Raw genomic sequence first — 14,906 nt, 5'->3', positions numbered from 1 at the left:
CAGGCGCGAATTATGAACGCCGGCTGCCCGATCTTCAAGCGACGGGTACGCCAGGAGGCGAGCACGGACGCCAGCCATGCCATAGCCGCCGCACCCCTACCAGCAGGGGAACCCACATGGGTCGGCCGGCTTTATCAAAGCGGACCCGCCCGCCTCCAATGGCTTCCAGCAAACCCAGACCACGGCCGCGAACGAGATGACTCTGCCCCGGCGCCAGGAAAATATCGCCGGCTTCGCCTTCGACGGTCAGCCAGACCAGGCCAGCAGTGCAGGTAATGCGCACACCGCGGGCCGAGAGCAGCCGAATCGGTGCATTGTCGGTGAGGCAGAGTTCGCTTTTGTAGAGATCGAGGTCCATGACTGTTCTCCCGGTATTGACAGGACACAGTGTAAGGCGTGAAAGATTCGTGATACAGTCACAGACTGATCAAATTGTTATGAGTACAGTTGTCTTTACTGCATACTGTACCCTTCCGATTGAGCGACAACTGTGCTGGTGGAAGCCATGGAAAGCGAACTCTTGCGTTACGAACGGCTGGCAGAGGATCTGAGCGGCTTCATCGTCGCCGGCAACCTGCGGCCTGGCGAGCGCCTGCCGTCGGTACGGCGGCTGTCGCGCGAGCGACGGCTCTCCATTTCGACCGTACTGCAGGCGCTGCATCAGCTGGAGGACCGGGGTCTCGTCGAAGCCGGCCGCAGTCCGGGTATTTCGTTCGCCATGCCGCGGCGCGGCGCGCCCAACCCAGCGCCCGCTCGACCCCCGAGGCGCCGGTACCGGTCGATGTCAGCCAGCGCCTGATGCGTGTTCTGCAGACCGGCATTCTGCCGGGGGTCGCGCCACTCGGCGGCGGCCCTGCCCTCGTCCAGCCTGATGCCGCTGGCCGCGCTGCAGCGACTCTACGGCAGCGTCGCGCGGCGCCATCCGCGGCTGCTCGAAGCCAGCAGCCACATCAACATGGACGAACCGGCGCTGGTCCGCCAGCTGGTCCTGCGCTCGGTCGGCTGGGCCGGACCGCTGGCGGCGACGAGCTCGTGATCACCAATTCCTGCACCGAGGCCCTCAGCCTCTGCCTGCGGGCCGTGACCAGCCCGGCGATACGGTCGCCGTCGAATCGCCCGGCTATACCTGATGCTGCAACTGCTCGAAACCCTCGGCCTCAAGGCGCTCGAAATACCCACCGATCCGCGCACCGGCCTGTCGATCGAGGCCCTCGATCTGGCCACCCGCGAAAGCCGGGTCGCTGCCTGCCTGCTGGTGGCCAACGCCAGCAACCCGCTCGGCAGCATCATGCCCGACGAGAACAAGCGCCGGCTCGCCAAGCTGACTGCCGAACGAGGCGTGGCAGTGATCGAAGACGACATCTACGGCGATCTCCACTTCGGCAGCGAGCGCCCCTGGCCGATCAAGGCGTTCGACACTGCCGGCAACGTCATGCTCTGCGCGTCCTTTTCCAAGAGCCTGTCGCCCGCCCTGCGCATCGGCTTCGTCGCCGCCGGCCGCTACCGGCGCAGGTTGCCCTGCAGAAGACGATCACCAGCGGCGGCACCAATCCGCTCACCCAGGTGGTCCTCGCCGAGTACCTCGAATCGGGGCCTGTCGATCGCCACCTGCGCGGCCTGCGGCGAAGCTACGAACGGCAGGTCGACTGCCATGCGCGCGGCGGTGGCCAGGCACTTCCCCGGCGCCACGCGCATCACCGAACCGCAGGGCGGCTTCGTCCTGTGGGTCGAACTGCCCGAGGAAGTGGACACCACTGCGCTCCACGACCGCGCCATCGCGGCCGGCGTCAGCTATGTGCCCGGAGAACTCTTCTCGGCCAGCGGCATGTACCGAAACTGCCTGCGACTCAACTGCGGCAACCCGCACACGCCCGAGATCGAGGACGCCGTGCGGCGCCTCGGCAAGTTGATGACTGCCTGACTGCTGGCGGCAGCCGCCATCAGGCGTCGATCGGCACCGCCAGGAACGCGGCGCTCGCCTCGAGTCTTGCCGCAGCCCTTCGAGCGCCGGGTACTGGCCGGTCGGCCATTCGTGCGGCAACACGTGGCGGACGAAGCCGATGCCCGCGACCGTACTGATGTCGGCCTGCGTCAGACGCCCAGCGACCAGGAAATCGCCGCTCAGGCGCTCTTCGAGCATGCCAAACGCGTCATTCATCTGGCCGCGCAGACGGCTGCTCCACTCCGGCCACTGCCTTTCGGCCGGGCGCTTGCGCTCGTACTCGATGGCCACCGCTTTCTCGGTGGCGACCATGGCCAGCGCCATCGCCTGCTGCACCTGCCGCCGTTCGCCGCCGCTACGCGGCGTCAGCGGCGAAAGGCCGCGTTCGACTGCCAGTTCATCAAGGTAGTCGAGCTGATAGGCGCTCTCGTAGAGCTTTTCGCCATTCGGCAGCGTCAGCATCGGCACCTTGAACAGCGGATTGAGCGGGCGCATGGCGTCCATGTGCCGGAACACCGAAAGCGAGACATGCGCGTAGGGAATGCCGTAGAACTGCATCGTGACCGCCACCCGGCGCACGAAGGGTGAATCATAGAGTCCGAGAAGCTGGTGCTCCCGGCCGTTTGTCGTATCGCTCATCTCCAGTCTCCTTGGGTCAGGCTTCGTGCAACTGCAGCGAAGCAGGCTGGCATGATTGCACATCAGGAAAGCCGGCGCATCGCACCTGGCGAGAGCCACCCAGTCGGCCCGTCCGACCTGCCAGCGCCTGACCCACCCGGTCGCCTGGTTCGGCGCCGGGTAGTTGCCCATCCGGGTAAAGCGCAACGCCCTCGACGAGCCCGCTGCGCGGGCAACGGTGAGCAAGCATCGACCTCCGCCTTGCTCGATGCCCTACCCTATTCGGCCCGTTCAAAGAGGGCGAGATGCAGGGTATGAAGGAAGGGGCTGCGGGCAAAATCCTTGACAAGCCTGAACCCTTGGCTGCGGAAATAAGCCTCGACTTCAGCGCGCGGCGTCGCCAGTTTCTGCGACGCCCTGCCGCCGAGGCCCGCCCGCAGGCGACGCTTCAGTGAGGTGACCGACAACGGGCTGAAATAGGAGAGCGCAACATAGCGGCCAGCCACGCGACACAATTCGGCAGCAGCTCTTTGACGAATCGCCGGCGTGGGGAAATGATGGAACAGACGAAAACAGATGACCGTGTCAAACTGGCGATTGCTGTAGGTCAACGCCTCAATATCCTGCCGCTCGACGGGACACTCCAGGCGGTTCTCCCGGAGGAAGCGACGGGCAATCTCCAGCATCGCCTCGGAATGATCGGCGCAGCTCACCTGATAGCCGTTTCTGGCCAGATGCACGCTGACCCTGCCGCCACCACACGGCAGGTCGAGAATCCGATGGGTTTTCGGGACCCATCGAAAGACCCTGTCGACCAGTGCGATTTCGGCGACCTGCTGTCGGGGCGGGCGATCCTTGTACGCCAGCGCCGTCTGAATGTCATATTTGATCTTGCCGCGATAAGCCACAACTTCCTGCATGAAAAAGTCTCCTTGCCGTAACCAGCAGCCCCGAGATGGAGCAGTGCGTCTCGTTGTCTGCTGCAGATAGTGAGCCGCGGCACTGAAGGGGACCTTAAAGCGACATTCCCCAGAGACCAACGGAAGCTGCAGATCAGGCAATTGACCGTGGTCATTTGTCATAGATCCGGCGTACAATGCGGCATGGCTGTTACCGAACTCACCCTGCTCCTTCTGCTGGCAATCGCCGTCGGCGGCGCGCTCGTCCGCTGGACCCCCCTGCCCCTGCCGATCCTGCTCGTCGTGGTCGGGCTGGCAGCCTCCTTCCTGCCCGGTCTCGACGCCATCCAGATCGATCCCGAGCTGTTCCTGCTGCTGTTCATTCCGCCGATCCTCTTTGCCGACGCCTGGGTGTTGCCACGTCGCGACTTCGTCCGCGTGCTGAAACCGGTGCTGTTGCTGGCGCTGGGCCTGGTCGTGCTGACCGTGGTGGCAGTCGGCTATGTCATGCACTGGCTGATCCCGAGCATGCCGCTGGCCGTCGCCTTCGTGCTTGGCGCGATCGTCTCGCCGACCGATGCCGTCGCCACCGTCGCCACCACCGAGCTGCTGCCCTTGCCCGGGCGCATCGTGCACATCGTCAATGCCGAGAGCCTGCTCAACGATGCCTCGGGGCTGGTCGCCTTCAAGCTCGCTGTGGCGGCGGCCGCGACCGGGCTTTTTTCCTCGGCAGAGGTCGCCGGCAACTTCGTCATCCTGGCTGGCGGTGGCATGCTCGTCGGCATCGCCTTCGAATGGGTCGGACGCCAGTTACGGCAGCGCCTCATTCGCATGCAGGCCGGTGACCCGGTCCTGCAGACGCTGCTGACGGTGCTGATCCCCTATGGCGCCTATCTCGCCGCCGAGGCGCTGCACGTTTCAGGAATCCTCGCTGTCGTCGCCGCCGGGCTCTGGGCCAGCGGTCAGGAAGTCAAGGGTCTGGGCGCCGACGCGCGGCGGCACGCACGGGAGGTCTGGCGGATGCTTTCCTATGTCCTCAACGGACTGGTCTTCGTCCTGCTCGGCCTGCAATTACGGCGCATGCTGACCAGTGTCGACCACTTCGACCCGCTCGATCTCACCCTCTATGCGCTTATCCTCTGGCTGCTGCTGATGCTGCTGCGTATCGGCTGGGTGTGGACCTCTGCCCATGTGCGCTTCCGTCTGCACTGGGGCTGGGCCGGCAGCCGTTCGGGGCCGGACCCGAAACGGATGCTGCTGGTGAGCTGGGCAGCGGTACGTGGCTCGATCACGCTGGCGACCGCGCTTTCAGTCCCGGCCGTCGTCGCCGGCGGCATGCCTTTTCCCGAACGCGACCTGGTGGTCTTCCTGGCCGCGGCAACGATCATCCTGACGCTGGCCCTGAACGGCATTCCACTGCCGTGGATCATCCGCAAGCTGGCCATCGAGAGTGATGAGGGAGCCGCCGCCGAGGAACACGTCGCGCGCGCCGAAATTGCCCGTGCGGCTATCGGCGCAGTCAAGCTGAGGGCCAGCGATTTGTCGGATGCCGAGGACAGGTTCTTTGCCGAACAGCTGGTGCACCGCTACGAGGGCAAACTTGAACTGCTCGAAGGCGACAGCCGGCACGCCTTGCTGCGCGCCAGCCACATCGCCCTGCGACGGCAACTGCGCTTGGCGGCGATCCACGCCGAGCGCGAACGCCTGCACGAGCTGCATGCCGCCGATGCGATCAACGACGAGATCCTGCGCGTGATCGAAACCGAGCTCGATGAGCGCGAGCTGATTTCCTCGACCAGCGTCGACCGGGGTTAGGGGAGAGACAGCCCCCCTTCAGGCGGTGAACTGCAGCGCCGCCAGCCGCGCGTACAAGCCACCCCGCCCGACCAGCGCCGCGTGCGTGCCAGCGTCGATCAGCCGCCCGTGGTCGAGCACGATGATCCGGTCGGCGCGTTGCACGGTGGCCAGCCGATGGGCGATGACGATCGTCGTCCGGCCGGCCATTGCGGCTTCCAGTGCCGCCTGCACGACGCGCTCGCTCTCGGCGTCGAGGCTGCTGGTCGCTTCGTCGAGCAGCAGCAGCGGCGCGTCCTTGAGGATCGCACGGGCAATGGCGATGCGCTGGCGCTGGCCACCCGACAGGCGAACCCCGCGCTCGCCGACGAAGGTGGCGTAGCCCTCGGGCAAACGCCGAACGAATTCATCGACGAAGGCCGCACCGGCGGCTGCGCGGATTTCCTCGGCCGAGGCGCCGGGCTTGCCGTAGCCGATGTTGTCGGCGATGCTGCCCGAGAAGATCACGGCCTCCTGCGCCACCACCGCGACGCGCGCGCGCAGATCTGTCAGGCGCGAGCGCCGCAAGTCGATGCCATCGATCAGGATGGCGCCGTCGCCGACGTCGTAGAAGCGCTGCAGCAGCTGGAAGACGGTCGTCTTGCCGGCACCCGATGGCCCGACCAGAGCCACCGTCTGCCCGGCCTCGATGGTGAAATCGAGTCCTTGCAGCACGGTCTGGGCCGGGCGGGACGGATAGGCAAAACTCACCGCCTTGAAACAGACCTGCAGGCCACCGGCCGGCACCGGCAGGGCGATCGGCAGTGCCGGTTCGGCAATCGGTGAGCGCGCATCGAGCAACTCCATCAGTCTCTCGGTGGCCCCCGACGCGCGCAGCAGATCGCCCCACACCTCGGCCAGCACCGCCACGCTGCCGGCGACGATCATCACGTAGAGCGCCGTCTGGCTCAGCTCGCCGGCGCTGATCTCGCCGGCAAGCACGGCCAGGACGCCGCCGTACATGCCGTAGAGCAGCGAGCCGAAGACACCGATGATGACGAAGGCGGTGAGCGCGGAACGCGTCCCGCTGCGCCGGACCGAGGCGGCGAAGGCCTGTTCGTTGGCGGCGGAAAAACGCGACGCTTCGGCGCTCTCCTGGGTGTAGCTCTGGACCACCGGGATGGCGTTGAGGATCTCGCCGGCGATACCGCTGGTGTCGGCCAGTCGATCCTGGCTGGCGCGCGAGAGCTTGCGCACGCGGCGACCGATGATCGCCGCCGGCAGCACGACCAGGACGACGATGCCGGCGACGATCAGCATCAACCGCGGGGTGGTGGTGAGCAGCATGGTCAGCCCGCCGGTGAGCAGGACGATGTTGCGCAGGCCCATGCTGACGCTGGAGCCGACGGCGTTGTGGATCACCGTCGTGTCGGTCGTCAGCCGTGACAGCACCTCGCCGGTCTTCAGGGTCTCGAAGAACTGCGGGCTCTGCCGCAGCACGTGCGCGTAGACCGCCTGCCGCAGGTCGCTGGTCACCCTTTCGCCGATCCAGCTCACCATGTAGAAGCGCGCCGCCGTGGCCAGGCCCAACACCACCGCGACGCCGAACAGGAGGCCGAAGTAGGCGCGGATGGAGACCAGTCGCTCAGCCAGTTCGCCCCCGGCCGGGCGCACCAGCCCACCATCGACCAGCAGTTTCACCGCTTGCGGCAGCGCCAGCGTCGCCCCCGCGGCAAGGAGCAGGAACAGCAGCGCCAGCGCGACCTGCCCGCGGTAGCGCGCGACGTAGGGCAGCAGCGCACGCAGCGGCCGCAGCTTGCGCGCCGGCGCCTGGCGGGGAACGCTGCCGCCGTCCGGCTGAACCGGTGCGATCGCCGCCTGCTCGCCGGCAGGGCCGGCGTTCAAGCGATCAGTCCACGCAGAACTCCCCAGGCGCCACCGAGCCCGAGGGCGCCGAAAGCGAGCATCGAGAGCAGGAAGCCGCCGCCCCGCGTCTTCGGATCGCGCGCGTAGGCAAGGGCGTACCAGATCCTGCCCGCCAGCCACAAGGCACCGAGCGCTGTCGCCCAATGGCTCGACAGGTGGACTGCAAACACCCACAGCACCGGCAGGAAGAGCACCACATTTTCAAGCGTGTTCATCTGGATGCGATAGGCGATCTCGAACTGCGGATGACCGCTGGTCGCCGGCGCCTTGATGGCGAACCTGACCCGGCAGCGGCCGACGTAGGCAGCGCAGGCAAAGAGCAACAGCGAGGTGGCGAGGGTGACCAGTGCGGGGCCAGGATAGTCGTGCATGGCGTCGATTCGTGTAGGCGGTGAGCAGTCAAAGACAGCAAGAGGGAACCGGAAATCAGTACTCGGTCAAGGTCATCAGGATGTCGGCGTACCAGGCGCAATTCAGGCCCAGGGCTTCATCGAGCTCCAGGTCCCGGCTGCCGACGTCGAGCCGGGCCGAATGGACGCCGAGCAGTAGCCACGGCAGATCGCCACGCGCCTGGTCCTGGCTGTAAACCCGCATGACCACCGGCGCGCCGCTGGTTCCGCGATGCGTGCGCGCATCGGTCAGGAAATAGCCCTCGCCCTTGAAGCGCAGGCCGAATGACGATGCCAGCACCGCCTGCCGTACCACCGGCATGTGGTGCAGGGTATCGTGAAAGCCGAGCGGGAACCCCACCACCAGCAGCGAGCTGCCGACCTCGACCAGGTCCAGGCGACCGGGCAGATGTTCTGGCGTGAAGGCGCGATAGAGCGTGCGTGGCGGCAGCGCCGCGCGCTCGATCTCGATCACCGCCACGTCGATGTCGCCGGACTTGTCCTGACCCTGGCGCCAGAGGCTCTTGCCGTCGCCATAGAGTGGGATCGAAAACCCGGTCGATTCGGCCAGGTTGTCGGGGTCGGTGTGCAGCTCGATCTCGATACGGTTGGGGAAATGCAGGCTCGGCTTGTCGCGCAGCACGTGCCGGCTGGTCACCAGGAACAGCCGCTCGCCGCGCGCAAAGAAAAAGCCGCTGGCGTTGGTCAGCGCCCGCCGCTCCTCGAAAGTACAGATGCGCGCGGCGGTGAGAAGAATGGTGTCGATCATCGGATGGGGGGAACGTGGGGTCGTTTGAACGGGTTGCGATCTTGCCAGCCGCTATTCTGCGTCAAAGCCTGCTCGATCGGTGCCGATTTCGGCTGATCGGCGTTGCCGCGCGGTCGTCAGTTTGTCCGCAACAGGCACTGGGGAAACGGAGGCAAGCAACCGGCCCACCAAGAAATAATCTCAGGAAAAACCTTGAAAAAGGCTTCAGGGCCGCCTACCCTTAAAGCGAACAGGGGTACTTGATATTTTTGTCGGACATTGGGGAGGACTGCACCGAGGCATCCGGCAGTCGTTTGTTGCCGCCATTTTCCATGCCAGGTTTGCGCGTCGGCGAGCCAGCCGGGGAGGTTGTCTCGCAGCCGACGATGACGCCAGCGCGAGGAAGTGGTGCAGCGGGCGGTAACGCCGTTGACTCATGAACAAGACACTGAAAAGACTGCGCGCGTCGCCTGAAACACCGCCACGCAGAGTCTGCGAATCTCTGCACATCGCAGCACGAACAAGCGTCTATTCGGAAAGGAAGTTGGCATGAAAAAGACTGTTTTCTGTCTCTTGGTGGCGTTGATTTCTGCGCCTGCTCTCGGCGACCCGAAGGGAAAGCCTGACGATCGCAATGACCACCTGTTCGACAATTCGAATGCGCAGGTCTACGGGAAGAAAATGAGCGAATGGAGCGCCGAATGGTGGCAATACATCCTGTCGACCCCACAGAATCCCAACCCGCTGTTCGATACGACCGGGGGCTACTGCACCATCGTCCAGCACGGGCCGGTGTGGTTCCTGGAAGGTGCGATTCGCGGCGCCGGGAACATCATACGACAGTGTTCCATCCCCGAGGGCAAGGCACTGTTCTTTCCGCTGCTGAATCTCGTCGATGTCAACGTGGCCAGCCAACCAGTCAGTGAGCTGCGTGCCGAAATCGCCGGCTGCCTCGATGCGGCCACCGACCTTTCGCTGGTGGTCGATGGGCAACCCATGCCGCCCAAGCTATTGAAGCGTTCGCGCGTTCGTTCGGTTCCGTTTGCTGTCGTGCTTCCGCCGGACGGCGTGCCGACAGATCCGCCGACTCCCCCCGGCATCTATTCGCCAGCAGTCGATGACGGCTATTATGTGATGCTTAATCCCTTGCCAGTCGGCACGCATACGCTGCGCTTCACCGGGGCCAGTCCTGGCTGCGACTATCCGCCAACGCAGTTTCACCTTGAGCCGTTCTCCGTGGACGTCACTTATCAGTTGACCGTGGTGCCGGTCTCACTGCACTGAGATGACAACGTGACACGCTCATCGACAGGAGGTCTCGGCGAACACGAGGTTTCCTCGTCCGGGGAAAGGAAACAGCGAATGAAGACTCACAACGGAGTGATTGTGTGGGCGATGGCCTCGGTTGTCGGTGGATGTGCCCCGATGGACCCCGCGCCCGTCGCAAGTGACGTTCATATGGTGCCCGTCGGCGGCGCAAGCGCTTCCAGCAGCCGGCTGGTTGCGAATGGTGCCTTGTTGCCCAATGGTGCCATTTTGGCCAATGGTGCGATTTTCCCCAATGGTGCCATGCTTGCCAATGGCGGCGTTTTGCAAAATGGTGCCATTCTCAACAATGGTGCCGCATTGCCCTATGGTGTCGTCATCGCCAGTGACGGGACTCGCGTGCTGGCCTTGACGAACCTGGCATCGCGCCCGCTCGGCCGGTCGGGCGGGCCGGTCTGCAGCTCTTGTGTTGATCCGTAATCCACACCGGAATGGCACCCCTTGCGGCAACCGCTGAAACGGCGCTGGCGCCTGAGCCGCTGGGGGCTTGCCTTGGCCCTGGCGGCTGCCGGCCAGGCCGCAGCCGACGCCGTCGGTGGCGGCTCGTACCCGGTACCGGCGTCCGAACGCGAGCACGCGTCGCCGGGAGAGGGCCCCGGAACCCCGGCGCGGCGCGTCGAGCTCGATATCCCAGCGGACAGCTACTTTGCCGGTGCGGAAGGCCGGAGCTTCCTCAAGTATCTCGTGCGCTGCGCGCTCGATGCCGACACCGAGGCTTTTCTCCATTTGCCGGGCGAAACGCTGACCTTTACCGGCGGTGTCGGCCTTGCGCCGGAGTGGGCCAACAGGGCGCTCTCGCTTGCCGAGCGGCGTTGGGTCTCGGCGTGTGTCTACGCGCTCAGCAACAAGCTCGGCAGGAGCGTGCGCGTGAATCTGCGGGCTGCCCACCCGAAGATCGACGAACAGACCGATACGCTCGAGGAGAAAGCGGCCTATCCGCTTCACGAGGGCGGCTTCTTCGGCAACCTTTTTCTGCCCCAGCCGGTCAGCTACGTCTGCGCGGGCGCTGACCGCGAGAAGATGCTTGACTTTGCGATCGGCAGCCTGCGACTGTGCGCGCAGCCGACCGTTAACACGACGGCCAGCGGCGAGCGGCTGAGTGCCTGCGGTTTCATCATCACCGGCCCGTGCAATTCCCCATCGAGCTTTGTCGTCGGCGGCGAACGTTTCGACGAGGTCGTGCACTCCTGGCTCCCCCTCCAGCCTCAGGGCGATTGATCCGATCTGCGAGCAAGCGTCTACCCGTGACAAAGGCGGCATGCGCCATCCGGCCGAAGGCCAGGCTTGCAATCTGCCGGCCGGCTGAATAGCCGCGCCGATCACGATTACAATTACGCAAACATGAATTCGACCAGTGGAGAGGCGGCCTGTCCGACGTGGCGAAGACGCGCACGCGCAAGAAGCTCGAGAACACCGTGAGAACAGCCTGAGAACACCCTGAAGATCGAAATCGACGAGGAAGCCTTCGACCGCCTCTACGGGTTCGTTTCCCACCCCATTCCTTTCCGGGCGGGCAGGCGCGTGGCGGTACGCGTCGTTAGCCAGTTCGGCGAGGAGTCGACCAAGGTTTTAAGACCATGAGCACAGCAACGAAGAAAACCGGTGGCCGCTTGCGCCTCAAGATCAGCCTCGAAGACTGGGAGCCGGCCATCTGGCGGCGCGTCGAGGTCGACAAGGACCTGACCTTCGAGGAACTTCACCGGGTCATCCAGGAAGCCATGGGCTGGGACGACGACCACCTGCACGAATTTCGGGCGGCCGGCCGGGTGGTGAGCATGCCCAACCTCGAAGACGACATGTTCGGTGGGCAGCCGGCGCTTCCCGAAGACACCACGACGCTCGGCGAGTTGCTGGCGAGGCAACGCAAGTTTCGCTACTGGTACGACTTTGGTGACGACTGGTGGCACAGCATCGCCATCGAGACGCGTCTGCCGCCCGACCCGGCCGCGCCGCGAGCCGTCCTGGTCGCCGGCCAAGGCGCTTGTCCGCCGGAGAACTGTGGTGGGGTTTATGGCTACACGAATCTGTTGGAAGTCCTGAAGGATCCGGAGCACGAGGATTACGAGGAGATGAGGGAGTGGCTGGGTGACGATTTTGACCCGAATATGTTCGACTTCGCCGCCCACGCCCGAAGAGTCGCCGCCATGGGATAAAAGCCAGGGCCGACAGAGCCAACCGTGGCGAAGTAGAATCCGGCTTCGTTGTCACACCCTCCACGCCAAGACTCACCGTGAAAATTCTCGAATACACCGGTCTTGACACCTCGCGTGTCAAGGCCAGCTACCGCAAGGTGGCTGATGCCATCACCCGCAACGACTTTCGTGCCGCACAGGTCAAGAAGCTGGTCAATCTCAGCCACGGCAGGTTCTACCGCGCCCGACTCGACGACGCCGATCGGCTGCTGTTCTCGCTGGTTCGCCATGGCGACGAGGTGTGCGCGCTGATGCTGGAAGTGATCGCCAATCACGACTACGACAAGTCGCGCTTTCTGCGCGGCGCGGCGATCGACGAGAGCCGGATCCTGGACATCGACGCCGACGAGGCGATCGCTGAAGCCCTGCCCGTGCGCTACCTGCACCCGGAACGGACGGCGATTCACCTGCTCGACAAGCCGATCTCCTTCGACGATACGCAGGAGGCGATCTATCGCCAGCCGGCACCGCTGATCGTCGTCGGCAGCGCCGGCAGCGGCAAGACCGCGCTGACCCTCGAGAAACTCAAGCACGCCGAAGGCGAGGTGCTTTACGTCACGCACTCCAGCTACCTCGCGCAGAGTGCCCGCGACCTCTATTACGCCAACGGCTTCGAGCACAGCGGCCAGGAGGCCGTCTTCCTCTCCTACCGCGAGTTCGTCGAATCGATCCGCGTGCCACCGGGTCGCGAGGCGAGCTGGCGCGACTTCGCCGGCTGGTTCGGACGCATGCGGCAGACGTTCCGGGAGTTCGACGGCCATCAGGTGTTTGAAGAGATCCGCGGCGTTCTGGCGGCCGGCGCCGGCGGCGTCCTCTCGCGCGCTGACTATCTGGCGCTCGGCGTGCGCCAGTCGATCTTTCCGGTCGATCTGCGCGAGCGGCTCTACGACCTGTTCGAGAAGTACCGCGGCTGGCTCGCGGAGGCGAAGTTCTACGACCTCAACCTCGTCGCCCAGGACTGGCAGGCGCTGGCGGCGCCGCGCTACGACTTCGTCGTCGTCGACGAAGTACAGGACATCACCACGGTGCAACTGGCGCTGGTCCTCAGGACCTTGAAGAGGCCGGGCCACTTCCTGCTCTGCGGCGATTCGAACCAGATCGTCCACCCCAACTTCTTTTCCTGGAGCCAGGTCAAGAGCCTGTTCTGGAAAGACCAGAAGCTGGCCGAGCGGCAGGAACTGCGCGTGCTGACGGCCAACTTCCGCAACGGGCTCGAGGCGACGCGTGTCGCCAACCAGTTGCTGAAGATCAAGCACCGTCGCTTCGGCTCGATCGACCGCGAGAGCAACTTCCTCGTGCAGGCGGTCGGCGGCGAAGCCGGACAGGTGGCGCTGATGCCCGACAAGGACGCCAGCAAGCGCGAGCTCGACCAGAAGATTCGCCAATCGACGCAGTTTGCCGTGCTGGTGATGCGCGACGAGGACAAGGCCGAAGCGAGGAAGCACTTCGCGACGCCGCTGCTGTTCTCGATCCATGAAGCGAAGGGGCTCGAATACGACAACATCGTCCTCTACCGCTTCATCTCCGACCACCGCGCCGAGTTCAGCGAGATCGTCGACGGGGTCGAACCGGCCGATCTGGCCACAGACACCCTCGACTACCGGCGGGCGAAAGACAAGAGCGACAAGTCGCTCGAGGTCTACAAGTTCTTCGTCAATGCCCTCTACGTGGCGCTGACGCGCGCGATCAGGAATGTCTACGTGATCGAGTCGGATACCGGCCATCCGCTGTTCGGGCTGCTCGGGATGAGCCTCGGGCAGGTCAAGGTCGACGCCAGGCAATCGACCCTCGAAGACTGGCAGAAGGAAGCGCGCAAGCTCGAACTGCAGGGCAAGCAGGAACAGGCCGAAGCGATCCGCCGGACGATCCTCAAGCAGACGCCGGTTCCCTGGCCGGTCTTCGGCGAAGCGAAGGTCGTCGAGCTGCTGGTCAAGGTGTTCCGCGAGCAGGTCCCCGGCGCCAAGATGAAGCAGCAGCTCTACGAATACGCGACCTGTCATGATGAGCCGCAACTCGCCGAATGGCTGGCTGCGGAGGCGAAGTTCGACCAGGCGGCGAACTTCGCGCAGCAACGCGCGACCTTCGGACGGAAGACCTACCTCCCCTACTTCGCCAACCATTTCAAGGACATCCTGAAACAGTGCGAGCAGTACGGGATGGAGCATCGGCTGCCGATGAACCTGACGCCGCTGATGGCTGCGGCGGCGGCCGGCAACGTACCGCTGGTCGAAGCGCTGCTCGAACGCGGCGCCGACCGCGACGCCGTTGACCACTATGGCTACAACGCGCTGCACTGGGCCTTGCGCGAGGGATTCCGCGATGCGAAGTTCGCCCGCGGCCCACTCGCTGCGCTTTACGAACTGCTCGCCCCGGCGAGCATCGACGTCAATACGGGCGAACGCCTGGTTCGCCTCGACCGGCATCTGTCGGAGTACTTCCTCTTCCAGACGCTATGGGTCCTCTTCAAGTCCCGCTTCACCCACCGCCAGCGCCGCACCAACGGCGCCTTCGAGTCTCAGGCCATTCTCGACGCCTGGCAGTATCTGCCGGCCAATATCGTCCGTCCGGAACGTAACAGGCGCCAGCATCTTTCCAGCGTCCTTGCGCGTAACGAAATCGACCGCGACTACGCGTACAACCGGGCGCTGTTCAAGCGCGTCAGCCAGGGCTGGTACCAGCTCAATCCCAACCTCGCGGTCCGTCGGCGCCAGGGCGACGAGGAGACCTGGACGTCAGCCTCTGCTGCGCTCAACCTGCCGCTGATCAACGAGTTTTCCCGGCTGAACGACTGGGGATGGCCGGAGACGATTCCGAAGGTCATCGACCGCTTTCTCCTCCAGGCGGGCCTGCCCGGGCGGCGAGTGCCGATCGCTGCCGAGCGCGCCGTGGCGCGTGCGCAGGCACTCGAGGAACAACGCGTGGCCGAAGCACGAGCGCTGCAGGCGCAACGCGAGGCAGCGCAGGCAGCGGCGGCGCAAAAACCGATTCGTTGGGGAGGGCCGCAGGCAAAACGGCTCGAGATCGAACGCATCCGACGCGAAATCGAGGCGCGCAAGAAGCGCTGACCCGACGGCTTCGCGGCGCCGAAGCGGT

General features: G+C 64.9%; 14 protein-coding genes and 1 pseudogene. 9 read left to right on the top strand and 6 right to left on the bottom strand.

The features are described 5' to 3' along the window. Positions 1–34: 34 nt before the first annotated feature. Positions 35–358: a DUF2917 domain-containing protein gene (locus tag V5B44_RS03915; RefSeq protein ID WP_332357799.1), complete on the bottom strand. Its 324-nt coding sequence runs from the start codon at positions 356–358 to the stop codon at positions 35–37. Positions 359–490: 132 nt separating this feature from the next. On the opposite strand from V5B44_RS03915, the gene V5B44_RS03910 reads away from it, so the two are divergent. The 3 genes from V5B44_RS03910 (at position 491) to V5B44_RS03900 (ending at position 1,921) form a co-directional block, all read left to right on the top strand. Next, positions 491–799, top strand: coding sequence for a GntR family transcriptional regulator (locus tag V5B44_RS03910; RefSeq protein WP_332357798.1), 309 nt, complete (start codon positions 491–493; stop codon positions 797–799). Between the two features lie 3 nt (positions 800–802). Next, positions 803–1,036: a hypothetical protein gene (locus V5B44_RS03905; RefSeq protein WP_332357797.1), complete on the top strand. Its 234-nt coding sequence runs from the start codon at positions 803–805 to the stop codon at positions 1,034–1,036. Positions 1,037–1,129: 93 nt separating this feature from the next. Continuing rightward, entirely contained in the window at positions 1,130–1,921 is a 792-nt protein-coding gene (locus V5B44_RS03900; protein WP_332357796.1) for a PLP-dependent aminotransferase family protein, read from the top strand. A gap of 465 nt (positions 1,922–2,386) precedes the next feature. Here the strand turns inward: V5B44_RS03900 and V5B44_RS26545 are convergent. After that, a pseudogene (locus tag V5B44_RS26545) lies at positions 2,387–2,500 on the bottom strand (glutathione S-transferase N-terminal domain-containing protein); the annotation flags it as partial. Between the two features lie 338 nt (positions 2,501–2,838). Beyond that, on the bottom strand, positions 2,839–3,480 hold the full coding sequence (locus tag V5B44_RS03890) for a class I SAM-dependent methyltransferase (protein WP_332357794.1): 642 nt from the start codon (positions 3,478–3,480) through the stop codon (positions 2,839–2,841). Between the two features lie 183 nt (positions 3,481–3,663). Here V5B44_RS03890 and V5B44_RS03885 point away from each other — a divergent pair, with 183 nt between their 5' ends. After that, a complete protein-coding gene (locus tag V5B44_RS03885) occupies positions 3,664–5,274 on the top strand; it encodes a Na+/H+ antiporter (protein ID WP_332357793.1) in 1,611 nt (536 codons plus the stop codon). Between the two features lie 18 nt (positions 5,275–5,292). On the opposite strand, the gene V5B44_RS03880 is transcribed toward V5B44_RS03885, so the two are convergent. Genes V5B44_RS03880 through V5B44_RS03870 form a run of 3 tightly spaced genes read right to left on the bottom strand, consistent with a single transcriptional unit; the run spans position 5,293 to position 8,316 of the window. Further along, positions 5,293–7,104 (bottom strand): ABC transporter transmembrane domain-containing protein, encoded by a 1,812-nt coding sequence (locus V5B44_RS03880; RefSeq protein ID WP_434735402.1) that lies wholly within the window; start codon positions 7,102–7,104, stop codon positions 5,293–5,295. Between the two features lie 29 nt (positions 7,105–7,133). Continuing rightward, positions 7,134–7,529: an MAPEG family protein gene (locus V5B44_RS03875; protein ID WP_332357792.1), complete on the bottom strand. Its 396-nt coding sequence runs from the start codon at positions 7,527–7,529 to the stop codon at positions 7,134–7,136. 55 nt (positions 7,530–7,584) lie between these two features. After that, positions 7,585–8,316, bottom strand: a complete 732-nt coding sequence (locus tag V5B44_RS03870; protein WP_332357791.1) for a S1 family peptidase — start codon at positions 8,314–8,316, stop codon at positions 7,585–7,587. 528 nt (positions 8,317–8,844) lie between these two features. Between V5B44_RS03870 and V5B44_RS03865 the strand changes: the two genes are divergently transcribed. From V5B44_RS03865 to V5B44_RS03845, 5 genes are all read left to right on the top strand, one after another. Continuing rightward, positions 8,845–9,579 carry a hypothetical protein gene (locus V5B44_RS03865; protein ID WP_332357790.1) on the top strand — a complete coding sequence of 245 codons (735 nt, stop codon included), beginning with the start codon at positions 8,845–8,847 and terminating at the stop codon, positions 9,577–9,579. 78 nt (positions 9,580–9,657) lie between these two features. Beyond that, complete coding sequence (locus V5B44_RS03860) at positions 9,658–10,041, top strand: hypothetical protein (RefSeq protein WP_332357789.1); 384 nt, start codon at positions 9,658–9,660, stop codon at positions 10,039–10,041. A gap of 21 nt (positions 10,042–10,062) precedes the next feature. Next, complete coding sequence (locus V5B44_RS03855) at positions 10,063–10,839, top strand: hypothetical protein (protein ID WP_332357788.1); 777 nt, start codon at positions 10,063–10,065, stop codon at positions 10,837–10,839. Positions 10,840–11,198: 359 nt separating this feature from the next. After that, positions 11,199–11,774 carry a plasmid pRiA4b ORF-3 family protein gene (locus tag V5B44_RS03850; protein WP_332357787.1) on the top strand — a complete coding sequence of 192 codons (576 nt, stop codon included), beginning with the start codon at positions 11,199–11,201 and terminating at the stop codon, positions 11,772–11,774. Positions 11,775–11,851: 77 nt separating this feature from the next. Then, positions 11,852–14,878, top strand: a complete 3,027-nt coding sequence (locus V5B44_RS03845; protein ID WP_332357786.1) for an ankyrin repeat domain-containing protein — start codon at positions 11,852–11,854, stop codon at positions 14,876–14,878. The last annotated feature ends 28 nt before the right edge of the window (positions 14,879–14,906 follow it).

It is taken from the genome of Candidatus Accumulibacter necessarius (genome assembly GCF_036625085.1).
The sequence above is the reverse complement of the archived record's forward strand: the minus strand, read 5'-3'. Positions and strand labels throughout refer to the sequence as shown.